Annotated in this window: 21 protein-coding genes, 1 pseudogene and 1 riboswitch; of the genes and pseudogenes, 13 read left to right on the forward strand and 9 right to left on the reverse strand. The window is 41.6% G+C overall.

The window, feature by feature from the left end; translation table 11 throughout:
* The first annotated feature begins 7 nt into the window (after positions 1–7).
* Positions 8–544 carry an acireductone dioxygenase gene (mtnD, locus tag MY9_RS07540; protein WP_014663746.1) on the forward strand — a complete coding sequence of 179 codons (537 nt, stop codon included), beginning with the start codon at positions 8–10 and terminating at the stop codon, positions 542–544.
* Positions 545–584: 40 nt separating this feature from the next.
* On the opposite strand, the gene MY9_RS07545 is transcribed toward mtnD, so the two are convergent.
* Positions 585–905: a YkvA family protein gene (locus tag MY9_RS07545; protein ID WP_014663747.1), complete on the reverse strand. Its 321-nt coding sequence runs from the start codon at positions 903–905 to the stop codon at positions 585–587.
* A gap of 202 nt (positions 906–1,107) precedes the next feature.
* Here MY9_RS07545 and spo0E point away from each other — a divergent pair, with 202 nt between their 5' ends.
* On the forward strand, positions 1,108–1,365 hold the full coding sequence (spo0E, locus tag MY9_RS07550) for an aspartyl-phosphate phosphatase Spo0E (RefSeq protein WP_003218598.1): 258 nt from the start codon (positions 1,108–1,110) through the stop codon (positions 1,363–1,365).
* 86 nt (positions 1,366–1,451) lie between these two features.
* The gene (locus MY9_RS07555; RefSeq protein ID WP_014663748.1) at positions 1,452–1,883 is read left to right on the forward strand and encodes a hypothetical protein; all 432 of its coding nucleotides are present in this window, start codon (positions 1,452–1,454) and stop codon (positions 1,881–1,883) included.
* A gap of 27 nt (positions 1,884–1,910) precedes the next feature.
* On the opposite strand, the gene kinD is transcribed toward MY9_RS07555, so the two are convergent.
* Complete coding sequence (gene kinD / locus MY9_RS07560) at positions 1,911–3,431, reverse strand: sporulation kinase KinD (RefSeq protein ID WP_081483615.1); 1,521 nt, start codon at positions 3,429–3,431, stop codon at positions 1,911–1,913.
* Positions 3,432–3,623: 192 nt separating this feature from the next.
* Between kinD and mhqR the strand changes: the two genes are divergently transcribed.
* Positions 3,624–4,061 (forward strand): MarR family transcriptional regulator MhqR, encoded by a 438-nt coding sequence (gene mhqR, locus MY9_RS07565; RefSeq protein ID WP_003232475.1) that lies wholly within the window; start codon positions 3,624–3,626, stop codon positions 4,059–4,061.
* Positions 4,062–4,100: 39 nt separating this feature from the next.
* Here the strand turns inward: mhqR and motB are convergent, their stop codons facing one another.
* From motB to clpE, 3 genes are all read right to left on the reverse strand, one after another.
* Positions 4,101–4,886 (reverse strand): flagellar motor protein MotB, encoded by a 786-nt coding sequence (gene motB, locus MY9_RS07570; RefSeq protein WP_014663750.1) that lies wholly within the window; start codon positions 4,884–4,886, stop codon positions 4,101–4,103.
* A complete protein-coding gene (motA, locus tag MY9_RS07575; protein WP_014663751.1) occupies positions 4,858–5,670 on the reverse strand; it encodes a flagellar motor stator protein MotA in 813 nt (270 codons plus the stop codon). Before motA ends, motB begins: the two co-directional genes overlap by 29 nt.
* A 381-nt stretch (positions 5,671–6,051) precedes the next feature.
* A complete protein-coding gene (clpE, locus tag MY9_RS07580) occupies positions 6,052–8,151 on the reverse strand; it encodes an ATP-dependent protease ATP-binding subunit ClpE (RefSeq protein WP_041521315.1) in 2,100 nt (699 codons plus the stop codon).
* Positions 8,152–8,515: 364 nt separating this feature from the next.
* Here clpE and MY9_RS07585 point away from each other — a divergent pair, with 364 nt between their 5' ends.
* The 5 genes from MY9_RS07585 to queF all read left to right on the forward strand — a co-directional run bounded on the left by MY9_RS07585 (position 8,516) and on the right by queF (position 12,196).
* Positions 8,516–9,559, forward strand: a complete 1,044-nt coding sequence (locus MY9_RS07585; RefSeq protein ID WP_014663753.1) for a YkvI family membrane protein — start codon at positions 8,516–8,518, stop codon at positions 9,557–9,559.
* Between the two features lie 124 nt (positions 9,560–9,683).
* Positions 9,684–9,728: riboswitch (PreQ1 riboswitch) on the forward strand.
* A gap of 127 nt (positions 9,729–9,855) precedes the next feature.
* Complete coding sequence (gene queC, locus MY9_RS07590) at positions 9,856–10,515, forward strand: 7-cyano-7-deazaguanine synthase QueC (RefSeq protein WP_014663754.1); 660 nt, start codon at positions 9,856–9,858, stop codon at positions 10,513–10,515.
* Positions 10,508–10,957, forward strand: a complete 450-nt coding sequence (queD, locus tag MY9_RS07595) for a 6-carboxytetrahydropterin synthase QueD (RefSeq protein WP_014663755.1) — start codon at positions 10,508–10,510, stop codon at positions 10,955–10,957. Before queC ends, queD begins: the two co-directional genes overlap by 8 nt.
* Positions 10,950–11,681, forward strand: coding sequence for a 7-carboxy-7-deazaguanine synthase QueE (queE, locus tag MY9_RS07600; RefSeq protein ID WP_014663756.1), 732 nt, complete (start codon positions 10,950–10,952; stop codon positions 11,679–11,681). Before queD ends, queE begins: the two co-directional genes overlap by 8 nt.
* Before the next feature lie 17 nt (positions 11,682–11,698).
* The gene (gene queF, locus MY9_RS07605) at positions 11,699–12,196 is read left to right on the forward strand and encodes a preQ(1) synthase (protein WP_003218613.1); all 498 of its coding nucleotides are present in this window, start codon (positions 11,699–11,701) and stop codon (positions 12,194–12,196) included.
* A gap of 466 nt (positions 12,197–12,662) precedes the next feature.
* Here the strand turns inward: queF and MY9_RS07610 are convergent, their stop codons facing one another.
* From MY9_RS07610 to MY9_RS07620, 3 genes are all read right to left on the reverse strand, one after another.
* Positions 12,663–12,887, reverse strand: coding sequence for a helix-turn-helix domain-containing protein (locus MY9_RS07610; protein WP_041521317.1), 225 nt, complete (start codon positions 12,885–12,887; stop codon positions 12,663–12,665).
* Between the two features lie 68 nt (positions 12,888–12,955).
* A complete protein-coding gene (locus MY9_RS07615; RefSeq protein ID WP_014663758.1) occupies positions 12,956–13,267 on the reverse strand; it encodes a hypothetical protein in 312 nt (103 codons plus the stop codon).
* Between the two features lie 13 nt (positions 13,268–13,280).
* Positions 13,281–14,714 carry a lipase gene (locus MY9_RS07620; RefSeq protein WP_041521318.1) on the reverse strand — a complete coding sequence of 478 codons (1,434 nt, stop codon included), beginning with the start codon at positions 14,712–14,714 and terminating at the stop codon, positions 13,281–13,283.
* Positions 14,715–14,771: 57 nt separating this feature from the next.
* Between MY9_RS07620 and MY9_RS07625 the strand changes: the two genes are divergently transcribed.
* The 3 genes and pseudogenes from MY9_RS07625 (at position 14,772) to MY9_RS07635 (ending at position 16,692) form a co-directional block, all read left to right on the forward strand.
* On the forward strand, positions 14,772–15,089 hold the full coding sequence (locus tag MY9_RS07625) for a DUF1433 domain-containing protein (RefSeq protein ID WP_024716279.1): 318 nt from the start codon (positions 14,772–14,774) through the stop codon (positions 15,087–15,089).
* Between the two features lie 785 nt (positions 15,090–15,874).
* Positions 15,875–16,084 (forward strand): annotated as a pseudogene (locus MY9_RS07630) (NADPH-dependent 7-cyano-7-deazaguanine reductase); the annotation flags it as partial.
* Between the two features lie 317 nt (positions 16,085–16,401).
* Complete coding sequence (locus tag MY9_RS07635; protein WP_014663762.1) at positions 16,402–16,692, forward strand: YkvR family protein; 291 nt, start codon at positions 16,402–16,404, stop codon at positions 16,690–16,692.
* Positions 16,693–16,814: 122 nt separating this feature from the next.
* Here MY9_RS07635 and MY9_RS07640 read toward each other — a convergent pair whose 3' ends face one another.
* The gene (locus MY9_RS07640) at positions 16,815–17,000 is read right to left on the reverse strand and encodes a YkvS family protein (protein ID WP_003232446.1); all 186 of its coding nucleotides are present in this window, start codon (positions 16,998–17,000) and stop codon (positions 16,815–16,817) included.
* Positions 17,001–17,164: 164 nt separating this feature from the next.
* On the opposite strand from MY9_RS07640, the gene MY9_RS07645 reads away from it, so the two are divergent.
* On the forward strand, positions 17,165–17,359 hold the full coding sequence (locus MY9_RS07645; RefSeq protein WP_014663763.1) for a hypothetical protein: 195 nt from the start codon (positions 17,165–17,167) through the stop codon (positions 17,357–17,359).
* Positions 17,360–17,597: the final 238 nt, after the last annotated feature.

A 17,597-nucleotide genomic window follows, 5' to 3' on the forward strand; every position in this document is an offset into this window, starting at 1 on the left:
AATTGAAATGGCTACAATTCGAATTCATGATGAGGCAAATACAATGATTGAACATCAAGAGGAAGTAGCAAGCTTTCTGGACAGTCAAGAGGTTATTTATGAGCAATGGGATATCGCGAAGCTTCCGGAACATCTCTCAGAGAAATATGATTTGACAGAAGAAGAAAAACAGCAAATTCTTGATACCTTTGAAACTGAAATTAAAGACATCTCAACCCGCCGTGGCTACAAAGCACAGGATGTTATTTCATTGTCAGACAGCAACCCGAAACTTGATGAACTGCTTGAAAATTTTAAAAGAGAGCATCACCATACAGACGATGAGGTTCGTTTTATCGTAAGCGGACACGGTATTTTTGTCATTCAAGGCAAGGACGGCACGTTTTTTGATGTCCGTTTGAACCCTGGAGATTTAATCTCCGTGCCTGAGAATATCCGCCATTACTTCACGCTTCAGGAGGACCGCAAAGTTGTCGCGGTGAGAATTTTTGTCACAACTGAAGGCTGGGTTCCGATTTATGAAAAAAACAGCGTGAGTCAATAAGCATGAGAAAGCCCCGTTCACCGAACGGGGCTTTTTATATTTATTGCAAACGCCACTTTTCATACTGTGACAGTTCTTTTTTAATTAGCATCCAAATGAAACCTAAGACAGCTGCATCGTCAATAAATCCAAGACCTAGTATAACGTCTGGAATGATATCGAGCGGCATGACGATATACAAGATGGCAGCAGTTAGCAGCAAAAGTGTTTTAACCTGTGAACGAGGGTAATTGCCATTTCGCCAATCGCGAAGCATCTGAAAAAAAGTAGTGATGTGCTGGATACATTTTTTTCGGTTTTTCCTCTTTAAAATCGCTTTTCCGCCTGCCGCTCCGAGCATTATTGCTTTCTTTTTCTTCATTGGGCATACCTCCTGCCTGGCGGCGTGTTTAAGATATTCTTCACCTGGGTATTGTTCTTCTAATCCTATCAATATATCTATTATACCTGAAAAATTAACTTATTTAATGAAAATATGTTTACAAATAAAGTATAATCTGTAATAATGCACAATAACCCAATCAAACTTGTTTCCTATTTCTTAGCGGCGAGGGGTGAAGTGAATGGGCGGTTCTTCTGAACAAGAAAGATTGTTGGTGTCTATTGATGAAAAAAGAAAGTTAATGATAGATGCCGCTAGAAAGCAGGGATTTACAGGGCATGACACGATCAGGCACAGTCAGGAGCTGGATTGTTTAATAAATGAATATCACCAGCTTATGCAAGAAAACGAACATTCCCAAGGGATTCAAGGTCTTGTAAAGAAATTAGGCTTGTGGCCCCGCAGAGATGTTATGCCAGCATATGATGCAAATAAATAGCGGCCTATCAGATGCATATATAAAGAGAGAGAGCTTTTCAGAAGCGCTCTTTTTTTCTGGAAAATTTCATATGAAAGAGGGAACTAATGAAAGAACTGGCGATTCTTATTACTGAAATGGTCAATGAATTTCATGATGCTTTTATTTCTATATGCGGATTATTCGGCATCCACTTAACTGACAAAGAAATGCATTTTTGGGTGATCGGCATTTTTGGCATTCTTTTTTTCGGTTTCACTCATGTTGTGTTTACGTGGCTTTCTAAATGGAGTATAACAGCCTTGTCCTTTATCTATACTGTTACAGTTATCATTGTGATCGTATTTGCGATTGAGATTCAGCAAAAAGTGACGGGGAGAGGGAATATGGAGTTTTTAGATGCCACAGAAGGCATAAAGGGTTTTTTAGTATTTTTTATGGTTTTTTGGCTTCTGAAAATGCTGCTGCGTTTCATCAAAATCCTTTTTTCCGGCAGTCCAGCAGGCAAGTCGAATGGAAATGCCCGGTCACGAAGATAAAAAAACCCTCCTGACAAGGTCAGGGGGTTATGAAGCGGACACGGGGAGGGTAATTGTCACCTCTGTGCCTCTTCGCACTTCACTTTCAATATGAATAGAGCCTCCGTACATCAGGACGATCCGTTTACAAACGACAAGGCCGAGACCGGTTCCTTTTTCTTTCGAAGTAACAAAGGGAAGGAAGATGTGATCCAGCATTTCCTGAGAAATCCCTTCACCGTTATCCACAACTTTGATTATGGCTTTTTTATCTAAAGCTCCCAGGGAGATCGTCAGTTTGCCTCCTTCCGACATTGACTCGAGTCCATTTTTTGCCACATTTAAAATCACTTGTTTAATATGGTCTTTTGTACATTTTACGAGTAAGGGCTGCTCGGTTAAATACTGTAATTCGACTTCAACATTGTATAGGTTCCCCTCAGAATAGATGATCGGCATAATTTCTTCGATAATGTCCTGAAGCGAGTTCAGTTCCCATTTTTCAGCTGTCGGCTTGCCGAGAACGAGAAACTCACTCACAATTTGATTGATGCGCTTGATCTCCTGTTCGATAATGGAGAAGTAAAGCTGATCTTCCTCACCTTTATATTTCTTCTGCAACAGCTGAATAAAGCCGCTTATCCCTGTGAGAGGGTTACGGATTTCATGGGCTGTGCTGGCAGCAAGCGTCCCGATCAGCTCTAATTTTTGCGCCTCATTTTCTGAGCGCTCCAGCTGGGTCTGGCGCTTCAGTAAATAATACAGCACAAGAATAAAAAGGATATTCAGCAGCACAATACTGCATGAAAGCGGAAGCACAAGGCTTTTTGTCAATTCTTCTATGGTGACAGGGTTCGGATATACTTTCATATTCCAGCTGATATCATCCAAATATCCGCTGACAGGTTTCTGATCTTTTACACGGGATGCCTGTCCGCTCGCAAAAATCATTTTCCCGTCTTGGTTCACGACTTCAATATAAACATCAGGGCTCAGCAAGTTAATGAGATTTTTCAAATAATCAATTTGAATAGCTGCGACAAGATAATCTGTCACATTTTGTTTTGAGTCCAAAACAGGGACACAAATTGTAAAAATGGGCTGGCCTGTAATTCTGCTCGAATAACTATCTGAAATGACTGTCTTTTTTGTTTCCTTTGCTTTTGTAAAAAAAGATCTGTCGGCCAGGTTTACTTTCGTTTTTAATTCGGTTGTGCTTGCGGTGACGTCTCCTTTGGCATTTAGAAAATAGAGGCCGGAAAATCTCGGCTCTGAATCAAAGGTCTTTTCCAAAATCGACTGCATTTTCTTTATATCAACCGGTCTGTCAATGGCGATGGACAAGGAGGTCATTCGTGCCATCGTTTCTCCGATTAAATAATTGATTTTATTGCGGTGAAGGTTTAGCAGGACATTTGCTTCTTGCTTATGTTCTGCAGCTATTGTATCTTTTTCTTTTTCATATACGAAAAAGCTGATGACGATTGCCGGAATCACGACCAGTATGATATAAAGTTTGACTCTCCCGCAGGCGCCTTTTAGTATTTTCAATTTGCATCGCTCCAACATACACCTGATTAGAGGTATTATATCATTGTTTCTTCTTCTTTAATAAGAAAAAATAACCAAAAAAATTAGAAAAAGATGTTGAGCAGCTAACATTTTAAAAAAGAAGAGAAATATTGGAAAGATTTTTATTGACATTTTGGTCTTTGTTTATTAATGTTTCTCTGTAACGGTTTCTAAAAGGATGATTGAGACATGACAGAAAAATCACTGAAGTTATTTATCGTGCTGTCGCGCGCGTATCGGTCTATTAATGATCATATGAATAAGCATATTCATAAGCACGGGCTGAATCCGACTGAATTTGCTGTACTAGAGCTTTTATATCATAAAGGCGATCAGCCGCTGCAGCAGATAGGGGATAAAATTCTATTGGCTAGCGGGAGCATCACATACGTTGTAGATAAGCTGGAGCAAAAAGAACTTCTCATTCGGAAAGCTTCTCCTACAGACAGACGGGTGACATTTGCACAAATTACTGAAAAAGGCATCGGTCTTTTGAACGATATTTTCCCTGATCACGCTGCTGAAATTGATGAAATGATCAGCGTATTAAGCGAAGAAGAGGTAGAGATGTGCACTGAAATGTTAAAAAGAGTAGGGTTAAACGCAAAACAGTTTCACAATAAGTAAAAAAAGGAAGCCTGATATGTCACAGGGCTTCCTTTTTTTCTATTTTTCATTTGTTTCCGCTGCGCCTCTTGGCAGGATGAGAACTTCAACCCGCCGGTTTTTGCTTCGGCCTTCCGCAGTTTTGTTGGAAGCCACCGGTTTGTACTCGCCATAACCCTTGGCACTGAACACTTTTGCATCGAGCTTGGGGTTTTCAATCAAAAGCCCCATAAAGTTTACCGCTCTCATGACGCTTAAATGCCAGTTTGATTGGAATTCAGAATTTTTAATTGGCATATTATCAGTATGTCCGCTGATAATGATATTTCTTGGCGGGTTAATCACAAGAAGATTTGAAATCTCTTTTGCAAGCGGTACATCTTCCTTACGAATGGTCGCTTTTCCAGAGTCAAAGAAAATACTGTCTTTAATCGTAATCAGGAGGCCTTCACTAGTCATCTTCGTCTCAAGCTGATGTTCCAGCTTTTTATCTTTGATGAATTTTTCCACCTGGCTCTTCACATTTTTAAGTTCTTCTTGATCAGCTGCTTTTTCTTTTTCTTTCTTGTTTTTCTCTTTCTCTTCTTTTTCCTTTTTCACTTCATCGATGCCGTCTGACTCGTTTTCAGGAGGAGTGACACTGGAGTAGTCCAGTACGCCGGTGCCGCCTGTAAAGACTTCATTAAATGATTTTGAAAGCATTTGAAACTTAGCTGCGTCAATTGAGCTGCTCGCGTACAGCACAATAAACAATGCCAGGAGAAGAGTAAGGATGTCGGCGTAAGGCACGAGCCATGATTCATCAACGTGCTCGTCCTCATGCTTCTTCTTCTTTTTTCTCGCCATTTTGCGCCTCTCCTTGTTCTGCAAATTTCAAGCGGTCCTTCGCAGGAAGATACATTAAAAGCTTTTGTTCGATGACTTTCGGTGCCTGTCCTTCTAAAACGGATAACACACCCTCAATCATGACTTCACGCAGTTTTACTTCTTGTTTTGATTTTCGCTTTAATTTATTTGCGAAGGGATGCCATAATACATACCCTGTGAAGATACCGAGAAGTGTGGCAACAAAGGCAGCACTGATGGCGTGCCCAAGCTCATCTGTGTTATCCATATGAGAGAGGGCGGCAATTAGCCCGATTACAGCGCCGAGTACTCCAAGTGTTGGCGCGTACGTTCCCGCTTGTGTAAAGATAGCGGCTCCGGCTTGGTGCCTGTCCTCCATTGCTTCGACTTCCTCTGTCATGATATCTCTGATAAATTCCGCGCTTTGCCCGTCAACAGCCATGCTGAGCCCGTTTTTCAAGAAAGCATCATCTACATCCTCAATGCTTGCTTCTAAAGCAAGCAGACCTTCACGGCGTGCAAGCTGGGCCCATTCAGAGAACATAGGAATGAGTTCCTCTATTGTCAGCTGTTTATTTTCCTTAAATAGCACTCGGAACAGCGCAGGCACTTTTTTAATTTCTTTTGTTGGGAACGCAATAACGACTGCTGAGATTGTCCCGGCGATAATAATTAAAATGGCGGCGGGGTTTGCAAGCGCGTTGAAGCTGACGCCTTTCAGAACCATTCCCACACTCAATGCCACAAAAGCAAGAATAATACCGATTAACGAAGTTTTATCCATAGTTTTCACCAAATCCTTTTTTACTAGCTTGTCTATGGTTAATATCGGTTTTGGTGCCCGGAACTTTAGGGACATTGTGAATTTGTTCATGAAATATTCAAGGAAGAGGCATAGAAGGGAGAAATAAACAAAAACGGACTTTTCAAAATTGAAAAGCCCGGGGGTTTAATGAAATTGGCAGTTTGTTTGCAAGCTGTCCTTCAGACTGTATTCATATAATGGTAGAAATACATATTCACTATATATAAACATGTTCCATCCCTCCTTAAAAAAAGTGTAAAGGATGAAAGGAATCAGCGCTTCAGGGGAAGGGACGGTATTTTCTCAGTCAAGAGTATGAATGCATAAAAAAGCGGCTTCCTAAAAGGAAACCGCTAATTGTTATTTCGCTTGCACTTTGATTTTATCATCTTCTAAAATGACGTGAAAACTTGTGATCTCGCTGTTATCAAGCAGCAGATCAGTCATTTCATCCTCAACCCATTCTTGGATGGTTCTTCTAAGCGGACGTGCACCGAATGAAGGGTGGTAGCCCAGCTCAGCGATTTTTTCTTTCGCTTCATCTGTCACATGCAAGCTGATGCCCCGTTCAGCCAATGTTTCTTCAAGTTCTCCAAGAAGAAGGCTGACGATTTTGACCAGATGTTCTTTTTCCAATGAGCGGAACTCAATAATGCTGTCAAAACGGTTGAGGAACTCAGGTTTAAAGTACATGCTCAGTGAATCAATCAGTGTTTGTTCTTCGATGACACTGTCATCTGATTGGAAACCGACTTTCGTTTGTTTCTCGCCAGCACCCGCATTGCTTGTCATAATGATCACAGTGTCTTTAAAGCTTACGGTTCTGCCTTGGCTGTCTGTCAGACGGCCATCTTCCATAATTTGCAGGAACATATGCTGAACGTCTGGGTGTGCTTTTTCAATCTCATCCAGCAACACAATGCTGTAAGGATTGCGGCGCACTTTTTCAGTTAATTGTCCAGCTTCCTCATGGCCGACATATCCAGGAGGTGAACCAATAATCTTAGATACGGCGTGTTTTTCCATGTATTCGCTCATATCGAGACGGATAATAGCGTCTTTTGTGCCGAACAATTCATCTGCCAGTGTTTTAGAGAGCTCTGTTTTCCCTACGCCGGTAGGACCGACAAAGAGGAAGGAGCCGACTGGTCTGTTTTTGGATTTTAATCCGGCGCGGCTTCGTCTTACCGCTTTTGCCACTTCTTGAACAGCGGCTTCTTGTCCGATCACGCGTTCATGAAGTTTTGCTTCAAGCTCTTTCATTTTCGTTTGTTCGTCTGCCTGCAGTTTGCCGACAGGAATGCCTGTTTTTTGTTCAACAATTTCCTGAATGTGCTCAGCTTCCACAGTGACAGCGGTTTGAGCGGAGGAGCTGTTCAGTTTTTTCTCCAATGCGATTTCTTCATCACGGAGTTTTGCCGCCAGTTCGTAATTTTCTTCTTCAAGGGCTTTGGTTTTTTCGGCTTCAATTGCAGTTAAGCGTTCAGCCGCATCCTCATCATTCAGTTCATCGATTAACAGGTTGGCTTTTGAACCTGCTTCATCTAATAAATCAATTGCTTTATCCGGCAGGTGTCTGTCCTGAATGTAGCGGGATGATAACGTGACACATGCTTTGATTGCTTCATCACTGAATGTCACGCCATGGTACGCCTCGTATTTGTCTTTAATCCCTTGCAGAATGAGGATAGCTTGTTCAATTGAAGGCTCCTGCACCATGACAGGCTGAAAACGTCTTTCCAGCGCAGCATCTTTTTCGATTTGACGGTATTCTTTCAGTGTTGTCGCCCCAATGACTTGCAGTTCGCCTCTGGCTAGGGCCGGTTTGAGAATATTACCGGCGTCCATTGATCCTTCTGCAGAGCCTGCGCCGACGAGAAGGTGAATTTCATCAATGAACAGAATGACATTTTTTCGTTCCTTCAGCTCAGTGATCAGCTGTTTCATTCTCTCCTCAAATTGGCCTCTGATCCCTGTGTTTGCAACAAGGGATGCAACATCAAGCAAGTATAGCTCTTTGTTTTTCAGTTTGTTTGGAACATCGCCTTCAGCAATTTTTAAAGCGAGTCCTTCAGCGATGGCAGTTTTCCCTACACCCGGCTCCCCAATAAGAACCGGATTGTTTTTGTTGCGGCGGTTTAGAATTTCGATCACTCGTGCCACTTCATCATCACGGCCGATGACGGGATCGATGAGACCGGCTTTAGCACCGTTTGTAATATTTTGAGCCAGCTCATCAAGCAGCCCTTTTTTTCCGCTTTGTTTTGCTGCGCTCTGTTCTTTCGGCTGGAATGCCTGTTCAAAAGGAAATCCGAAAGATTGAGGACCCATACTCATTGAAGGTTTACGGGTCAGTTCGTTATAACAAGTTTCACATAGAACCATCTGTTTATGAACGGAATTTATTTGCATGTTAAGGCGAATCGTCGCCTCGTTTTGATGACAATGTTGACAACGCATTTGCCAAAACCTCCTTAATAATTTGATCTTCTTTGACCAATAAAAGTGAATAAAAAGGTCTATTGAATTTGACCTTCTTTGACTATTAGTATATGGCAAACGTAACGGCATTCAAAACAATATGCTCAAAGCAACTTTACTTTTTGACTATCTTTGACCAAATGTTTTTTAAAAAAGGCCGGTTTGTTTGACCAACTTTGATTAATAGTATACTCTGACCATCTTTGACTTTCAAGTCTTTTGCACAATATTTTTTAATTTGTTACAAAGTAAAACATGTTTTCTTCGTCTTTTCAAGGAACTTGTCTCATAGGTTATAAAAAGGCATCTATGGACAAAACTGCGGTTCGTTCGGAGGGGAGAAATGGAACAATCAAAAGGGTCTGCAGGTCAGCTTGCTTTTGTGTATGTCGGCACAGTAGTCGGAGCTGGATTTGCGACTGGCAGAGAAATTGTTGAGTTTTTTCTGAAGTTCGGCTGGTTCGGTTTATTCGGCATTCTCGTCAGCGGCGGAATGTTTACGTTACTGGGCGCCAAGCTGATGATCATTTCAAAGCGAATCAATGCCAAGTCATATCAAGAAATGAACATCTTTTTGTTCGGGACGACGGCTGGGCGGATTATCAATGTATTTATGCTGTTTGTTCTTCTCGGAGTTACATCTGTTATGCTCTCAGGAGCAGGGGCGCTTTTTGAGGAACAATTGGGGATGTCCGCTCAGATTGGGATGCTTATTACAATCGGTCTGAGCTTAATTGTGATGACCAGAGGAGTAAAAGGCATTTTCGGTGTCAATGTGTTTGTTGTTCCCCTTTTAATCATCTTTTCAATGATTGTGGTGGCCGACTCTTTTATATTCAGCGAATCACGAAACGCAGCTCAGTGGGTCTGGCCGCATCGCTGGGATTGGCTGTTATCAGCCTTTTCTTACGGGGCTTTGAATTTATCGCTGGCCCAAGCGGTTTTGGTTCCGCTGGCGAATGAAATGTCCTCGGAGAAAGTGATCAGAAAAGGCGCTTTAATCGGAGGCACGATGCTGACGATTGTGCTGTCCGCAAGTTTTCTGTCTTTGTCGACTCTTCCGGATGTATTTTTGTATGATATACCGATGGCGCAAGTGGTTTATCTTTTTGCAAGATCTGTCCATTTGATTTATTTACTCATTATTTTCGGAGAAGTGTTCACATCAGTTATCGGTAATCTATATGGATTAGAAAAACAAGTGCAGAGTTTTCTTCCAATAAAAAGCAAATATATCTTTGCAGCCATTATGATCACGGCTTATATCACGAGCCAAATAGGGTACGGCAAGCTCATTTCAACGATTTATCCCATGTTTGGCTATGTAAGCCTGGCCTTCATAGGCGCCTTGATTTGTAAAAAGGCTCCTCGGCGGCGCAGTTTATAACTATATAATGAAGCGAACCGTCACAATAGATCTTGAAGCGGGGACTGACTTTTTTATTGTCAAGAAAAACAACATTATGGTAAGATAGCAGAAGTGAAAAAATTGAAGAAAATCCGTGCGGTATGCGGGAGAGGTTCTAGCTACACCCTCTATAAAAAACTAAGGACGAGCTGTATCCTTGGATACGGCCTTTTTTATGTTTTTCTAGAGCACCTTCCGAAAAGGTGTTTTTTTGCGTAAATCAGCTGTAGCGATGTCTCTCGCCGATGTGTTTATTGCGGAGAAGGAGAGGAATCATGAAAAAAGAAAAAGCAATTGTCGTATTTAGCGGCGGTCAAGACAGCACCACATGCTTACTGTGGGCTTTAAAAGAATTCGAAGAAGTCGAAACGGTGACTTTTCATTATAATCAGCGGCATTCGCAGGAAATTGAAGTGGCAAAATCCATTGCGGAAAAGCTTGGTGTGAAAAATCATTTGCTTGATATGTCACTTTTAAATCAGCTTGCACCGAATGCCCTGACTAGAAATGATATTGAGATAGAAGCAAAAGACGGCGAACTGCCATCCACATTCGTTCCAGGCCGCAATTTGGTATTCTTATCCTTTGCGTCTATCCTGGCATACCAAATTGGCGCGCGCCACATTATTACAGGAGTTTGCGAGACAGACTTCAGCGGTTATCCTGACTGTCGTGACGAATTCGTGAAATCTTGCAATGTAACGGTAAATCTGGCGATGGAGAAGCCGTTTGTGATCCACACGCCTCTCATGTGGCTCAATAAGGCGGAAACATGGAAGCTTGCAGATGAGCTTGGCGCGCTGGATTTTGTGAAAAACAACACGCTGACGTGCTATAACGGCATCATCGCAGACGGCTGCGGCGAATGTCCGGCATGCCATCTTCGTTCAAGAGGTTATGAAGAATATATGGTGATGAAAGGAGAGCGTGCATAAATTGTTATCTCAAATTTATCCGCAGGTCCAGCATCCTTATTCGTTTGAACTGAATAAGGACATGCACATCTCAGCCGCTCATTTTATCCCTCGGGAAAGTGCGGGAGCGTGCAGCAGGATTCACGGGCATACGTATACCGTAAATATAACCGTTGCCGGCGACGAACTTGACGACTCCGGCTTCCTTGTCAATTTCAGCGTACTCAAAAAACTGGTGCATGGAAACTATGATCATACGCTATTAAATGATCATGAAGATTTTTCTCAGGACGACCGGTATTCGCTGCCGACAACTGAAGTCGTGGCGAAAACGATTTATGACAACGTACAGGCTTATTTAGACACTTTGGAGAATAAGCCGGCCTGTGTACAGGTGTTTGTCCGTGAAACACCGACAAGCTACTGTGTCTACCGTCCGAAAAAGGGTGGTTTGAATGGCTAAAGGAATTCCTGTATTAGAAATTTTCGGCCCGACGATTCAAGGAGAAGGCATGGTGATTGGACAGAAAACGATGTTCGTCCGGACAGCCGGCTGTGATTATTCCTGCAGCTGGTGTGACTCCGCCTTCACTTGGGACGGGTCTGCTAAAAAAGATATTCGCTGGATGACGGCAGAAGAAATTTTTGCAGAGCTTAAGGGCATTGGGGGAGACGCGTTTTCCCACGTGACCATCTCAGGCGGTAACCCGGCTCTGTTAAAACAGCTGGATGCTTTTATTGAACTGCTGAAGGAAAATAACATCCGTGCAGCGCTTGAAACTCAAGGGACCGTTTATCAGGATTGGTTTACGCTGATTGATGATTTGACAATTTCTCCAAAACCGCCAAGCTCAAAAATGGTGACGAACTTTCAAAAGCTTGATCACATTTTGACTTCACTTCAAGAGAATGATAGACAGCATGCTGTCAGCTTGAAGGTTGTCATCTTTAATGATGAAGATTTGGAATTTGCCAAAACGGTGCACAAGCGGTACCCCGGGATTCCGTTTTATTTACAAGTCGGCAATGATGACGTGCATACGACAGATGACCAGTCACTGATTGCACATTTACTTGGAAAATATGAAGCGCTTGTTGATAAGGTAGCTGCCGATGCGGAGCTGAATCTCGTCAGAGTGCTCCCGCAGCTGCACACCCTGTTATGGGGCAACAAACGCGGAGTATAATAGAAAGGAAGATGAACATGACGACAAGAAAAGAATCAGAATTAGAAGGTGTAACACTGCTAGGCAACCAAGGTACAAATTATTTGTTCGAATATGCGCCGGACGTGCTGGAATCCTTCCCGAATAAACACGTAAACCGTGATTACTTTGTAAAATTCAATTGCCCTGAATTCACATCTTTATGTCCAAAAACAGGACAGCCTGACTTTGCAACAATCTACATCAGCTACATTCCTGATGAAAAAATGGTTGAAAGCAAATCATTAAAGCTGTACTTGTTCAGTTTCAGAAATCATGGTGACTTCCACGAAGACTGCATGAATATCATCATGAATGACTTGATTGAGTTAATGGACCCGCGCTACATCGAAGTATGGGGCAAATTCACGCCAAGAGGCGGCATTTCCATTGACCCGTACACAAACTACGGAAAGCCTGGCACCAAATATGAAAAAATGGCCGAGTACCGTATGATGAACCATGATTTGTATCCGGAGACGATTGATAATCGTTAATTATTCCGTTGTGTGAAACGGAGTGTGAGACGAAGTGGGGTCACGGTAAAATCCGAACATTAAGCGTCAGTTTTAAGCGAAAATGTGACCCGGTCACAATTTGGTGGCCCTCTTGTGACCATACCGTGATCGAAAATATATAAATGTGTGACCACGATCCCTGTCTTTTTAGACAGGGATTTTTTTGGTTCGATTAGTTTTCAACATGATTATATGAAGTGATGTTTAGTTATTGTACGATATTTGCTCAGCGATTTGATTCGTTAACGCCTCGGTAGCGTCTTCGTGTGTTAATGCGCGATATACTTGGCTTTACATTACAGCGATATACGTATGAGCTAAGTAGTTAGAAGGAGCTAAATCGGTATAAATATAGCCGTATGAAAAAACGAAAAGCCCAGGCGCTAGACACATTTTAAACGTGCATTTCAAAAATTCACTTTGACTTATGAAAAAAGACGCCAATTTATTCAGCGTCCTCTTCCGTAGCATCTTCAATCTCGAATAATTCCTCGACCTCTACTTCGAGCGCCTTCGCAATTGAAAAAACGTGCCAATCTTCGTGGCGAGTGTTCTTATCGAATCGCGATATCGACCCTTGCGGGACACCCGATGCTTCAGCGAGCCTCACTTGCGTCCATCCCTTTGCCTTCATAACGGCATGTAGTCGTGGCGTAGCTTTTAATTTCATTTCGATCATCTCTGCGACGAACTGTCTATAGTCAACTGCTGGTTATCATTAATAATTAAAATGGCTTTTTATCTCGTTTTAAAGCTATTAACGAAAGTTTCTCCGTCGTTCTCCGCATTAACTATTAGCTGGGCACTTTCACTGATACGTTGAGCAAGTGCTTTTTGCGCTTTTCCATTGAAGCTGTATAAAAGGGCTGAATAAACGTCGTTTAATTCTTCCTGTAGCGAATTCATTTCGAACTTAGGTTTAAGATTTTTTCGAACCGTCTCTAGCTTAGTATTTGCCACTTGCGTCATACCTGCTTTTAACATTTGACGCTGCAGCTGTTTTCGCATTGGATCATCTTTATGTTCTAAAAGGTTATCTAACGTTGGCATTGCTTTGTCACTCCTATAATCTCAGCCAATTGGCAAGCATCTGATCTTTTTCTTCAAAATCGTCGGCGATTTTATTCAAGAAGCCGCCTATTTCTTCAAGGTCTGTAATCGCTGCTTGTAGTGAATCTATGAATGATTGTTCAGCTTGTGTGTCGTAAAATATCGGTCCTTTATCATAAGACTGGGCTAAATCTTCTAACGTATTGGTTACATCCTGCGAATTAAGCTGATCATAAAAGCCATGCCCAACTTGACCGTAAAATTCCGTTTTTAGTTCAGCAACTTTTTCGTCGTGCTCTTGATAGGCATTCTGCGCTTCTTTTTTCATCGTTCTGAGATCCTCGACCATCGCGTCAACTTTTTCGGCAAGTTTTTTTGCACTTTTTGGTGTTACTTTAATGGCATCCCCGCCACCGATCGCGCCAGCCGGTAGCATTGCGTTTAAGTTTTTATCGTACACAAGCTCATCGCCGTTTACGTTCGTGATATTTCCGTTTTCATCAAATGTAAAGTTGGATTCATTTAGACCGTGTGTATCAGGATTACGAAGAATAACAGTATCTATAAAGTAGACGAGGTTCTTTTCGATTTGGTCACCCCATCTTCCACTCAGTCTTTGTTTGCGATTGATCTGTGAAAGTACAGGGTTTTTTGTGTAAATTGTGGTTCCGTTGTGGCGGTCATATTCGTTCCAATAACCAGCTCCGACCATATCATCCGGGTTGATAATAGACCTCACGTAAGGGTCGTACAAGCCATCGTTTATTTCTTCTTGCTTATTATCAGTATGTAGTTTGACGACAGAAGGGCTGTTAAACGCGACCCCATAAATATCATTGTTTACCGCACTGTATTCAGCCTCTGCGCCTCCGAGTGAATGACCTGTTGTTGAAACAATCGTCGATGTTCCGTTATACTTTCTTTTAACTTCTTTAACGAGTTGGTCTGCTTGGTCGATTTGCGTTGTTTTCGTAATGAGTTTATAGTTTCCGGTTGTAAGCATCGCGTCTTGGGAAGGTGTGCCGTTATATTTTCCGAGTGTTTTAGACGTATCCTTCGCATCCTTTTCAACGATATAATGAGCTTCTTTTTTGGGGTCGCTTCCAAAAACAATGTTGCCGCCGTCAGCTTTTGCGCCATCATTGATCGGGTCTTTTCCGAGATCAGTTCCCGCAAAGGATACGACAACATTTTCTGGATTTTTGGATTTCACCCATTTGCCGTTTTTCTGTTCCGCTTGCACTAATACAACCGCGTCAAGCCCTGTGTCATCGTCTGATTTTATTTTGTCGACGTACCAATAAGTAGGATTTGAAATGGAAGAATTAATACGTATATAATCGTTGTTCTTTAATTTCTTTTTGAGATAATCATAGTTATAAGCACGCTGACTCATCCTATAATATGTTTCATCCGTAAGGCTTGAAGTCCTAATTTTCTTGCTCAAGATATACAACACCTTTCATGTCATGTAAAATAATGAAGGGAAAGGGATGATCTTTTTTTGAAAAAATACCTTATTATTCTACTATTGTTAATTATAACTGTTGGGGGACTGATTATGAAGCATCAATATGATGTGAAAAAGGAAGAAAGTGCTCTTTTTGAAAAAGCTAAAAGTAAAATGACTGAATACCTTCATAGTGAATACAAGGGTATAGAGAAAATTTCTTATTCCGAGGAATATTTTATTGATCCAACTGGTGGAATTACCGTTGAGGGATATCTTAATGGCGATAAAACAAAAGAGTTTGATGGTTTATATGATCCTGTTAGTGACAAAATAGGAAGCTCTTCTGTGGACGCAGAAGAAAAATCTTAAGACGCCACGCTGGCGTCTTTACTTTTGTGTTATACCTTCACTTGCCTCAGATAACGTGGACCATTTTTCTAAACCCGCGAGCTACATGCGTACCTTTGTCTGCTATTGTCGCGTATGCTTCATATATTATTGGCTTCAAACACTCTAACCGATAGATCCCTCTCCTTAAAGAATAGTCATACTTGTTTTTCTCTTTCAGTTAACATTTTCGGAATGGAAATATCAGTTCTTACCGTGCGTTGCGACGAGATCTTGGGGCTTGGGTGGTCAGACGTCGATTTCGAGCGGAAGATCCTAACGATTCGCCAAACCCTTTCGAAGATAGCCGATAAAGCTAATTACGGACTGGTTCCGGAAGCCAAGACGATAAACGCGTTTTGTACCGTTAATTTGCCGGATCGTTAGGTGGTATCACTTATTGCGCATAAGGGATAATCGATCATGAGCGGATCGTGCTCGGTGATAAATACGACGACAACGACCTGGTCGTATGTACGAAAAACGGAAGCTGGGTGCATCCGAATAATTTCCGGAGTTCATTTAACGTAACCCGCGATGGTTTAGGCTTACCGAAAATACTGTTAAAAGGACTACGCCACATTCACGTGACATATCTCGTTAGTATAAGAACGGTTGGGTCACGCGAATATTAAAACGACGCTCGGATCGTATAGTCACGTCTTGCCTTCTGCAGCGCTGAGTAGTCGAAAAGCGAGATCGTTTGATTGCGGAGTGTGACCGCAGTGTGACCGTAGGATTGACGCGGAATTTAAGCCCCATATATCCACGAAGACTGCATGAACATCATCATGAATGACTTGATTGAGTTAATGGACCCGCGCTACATCGAAGTATGGGGCAAATTCACGCCAAGAGGCGGCATTTCCATTGACCCGTACACCAACTACGGAAAGCCTGGCACGAAGTATGAAAAAATGGCCGAATACCGTATGATGAACCATGATTTGTATCCGGAGACGATTGATAATCGTTAAAGGTACAAGATGTCCTTACATAGACGTGGGTAACACTACGTCTATTTTTTGTTTTTTAAAGCATCTTAGTTACTCGTTCTACACATCCTGATTATATAAAAAAGACGAGCGAATCCGGGGGAATTCCACTCGCCGCTTTCTAATGAAAAGACGGGATGCTGGATGGCAGCTCGTCTGTTTTATTATAATTTAACGAACGTATGTTTGTAAAGGTGTCTTTTCTAAAGAAATGGTGAACATAACGATCAGAACAGATTTATTGTGAAAGTTCGTTAAGGTATGCTAAGATGCATGAACCGTAAAGGAGCTGATAAGAAGTGAAGACACTGCGATTAAACAATGTAACATTAGAAATAGCAGCATATCAAGAAGAAAACGAGCCGAAGCGCAAAATTGCATGTACCCTAAACGTTACGAGTGAGACTTACCATGATATCGCCGTCCTGTTGTATGAAAAAACGTTTAATGTCGAGGTTCCGGAACGCGATCTTGCTTTCCGAGGTGAAATGACAAATTATTCAACGTCATTGACCAACCTGTACGAACCAGGGGCCGTCAGCGAGTTCTATATAGAAATAACGGAAATAGACCAAAACGCCGATTCATAAATCGGTGTTTTTTATGTAAAAAAGCTGCCGGCCGGCAGCTTTTGAGAAAGCGAATTTCATATGTAAGGTGTTTAATTGTCCGTCTTGCAGTTTTTTTGAATCAATGTGGAAATAAGGAGGTTTTAATAGGAGTCTCTGATGATCTTATAATTTTTATGATTAACAACTGTCAATGAATCTAACTCAAGATCCCGATAGTTATCCATGATCGTCACATCAACGATAACAGAATTCTCATTTACTTTTTCAACAACACCGGTTAATCCGTTTTTAAATTCAATGACATTCCCAACCTTAGCGATTTTCACAAGCTTCCTCTCCTTTAAACATAATAATGCCTTTTGAAAGTATTTTGCAGTATTTTCATTGAGAAGTAAAGCGATAAGGAGTTTTATCTCCCTTATGAATTGTCCTGTCGCATTAAAGATGATATATTGATTTTCGTCAATAGAAAGAAAAGGGGGAATTTTCGTTGCATCCCGAAGAGATCACAGAAATGATTGAACAGCTGCGCACCGGCGCCATAAACGAACTGAGAGTCCAAAAAGAGCATTTCCTTGATTTCAGGGCTGTGTTATCTAAACAAGATGATTTTAAACATTTCCGAGGAATTGCCCAGCAAGGCGGAGATGTCATATTTCAATACTTAGAACAGCCAAGAAGCTGAAGGTTTCTCATATGTGAGAAGCCTTTTTATCATATATGACAGAATACAAGCCTTTTATTACGTCTGTCTGTAACAGATGTAAATAAAATGTAAAGTGTTATAAATGGATAAACATGTATCAATTTGACAAGATTTATATAATTTCAGGCTGTTTTTCTGCCAGTAAGCAGTGAGTCATCCTCTTTATTCCATCCTGATGCCTCCTTGGGAGAGTTGGAAAATCTTTTTCCGTGAAAAT

The sequence above is a fragment of the Bacillus sp. JS genome (assembly GCF_000259365.1).
Taxonomy (GTDB): Bacteria; Bacillota; Bacilli; order Bacillales; family Bacillaceae; genus Bacillus; species Bacillus stercoris.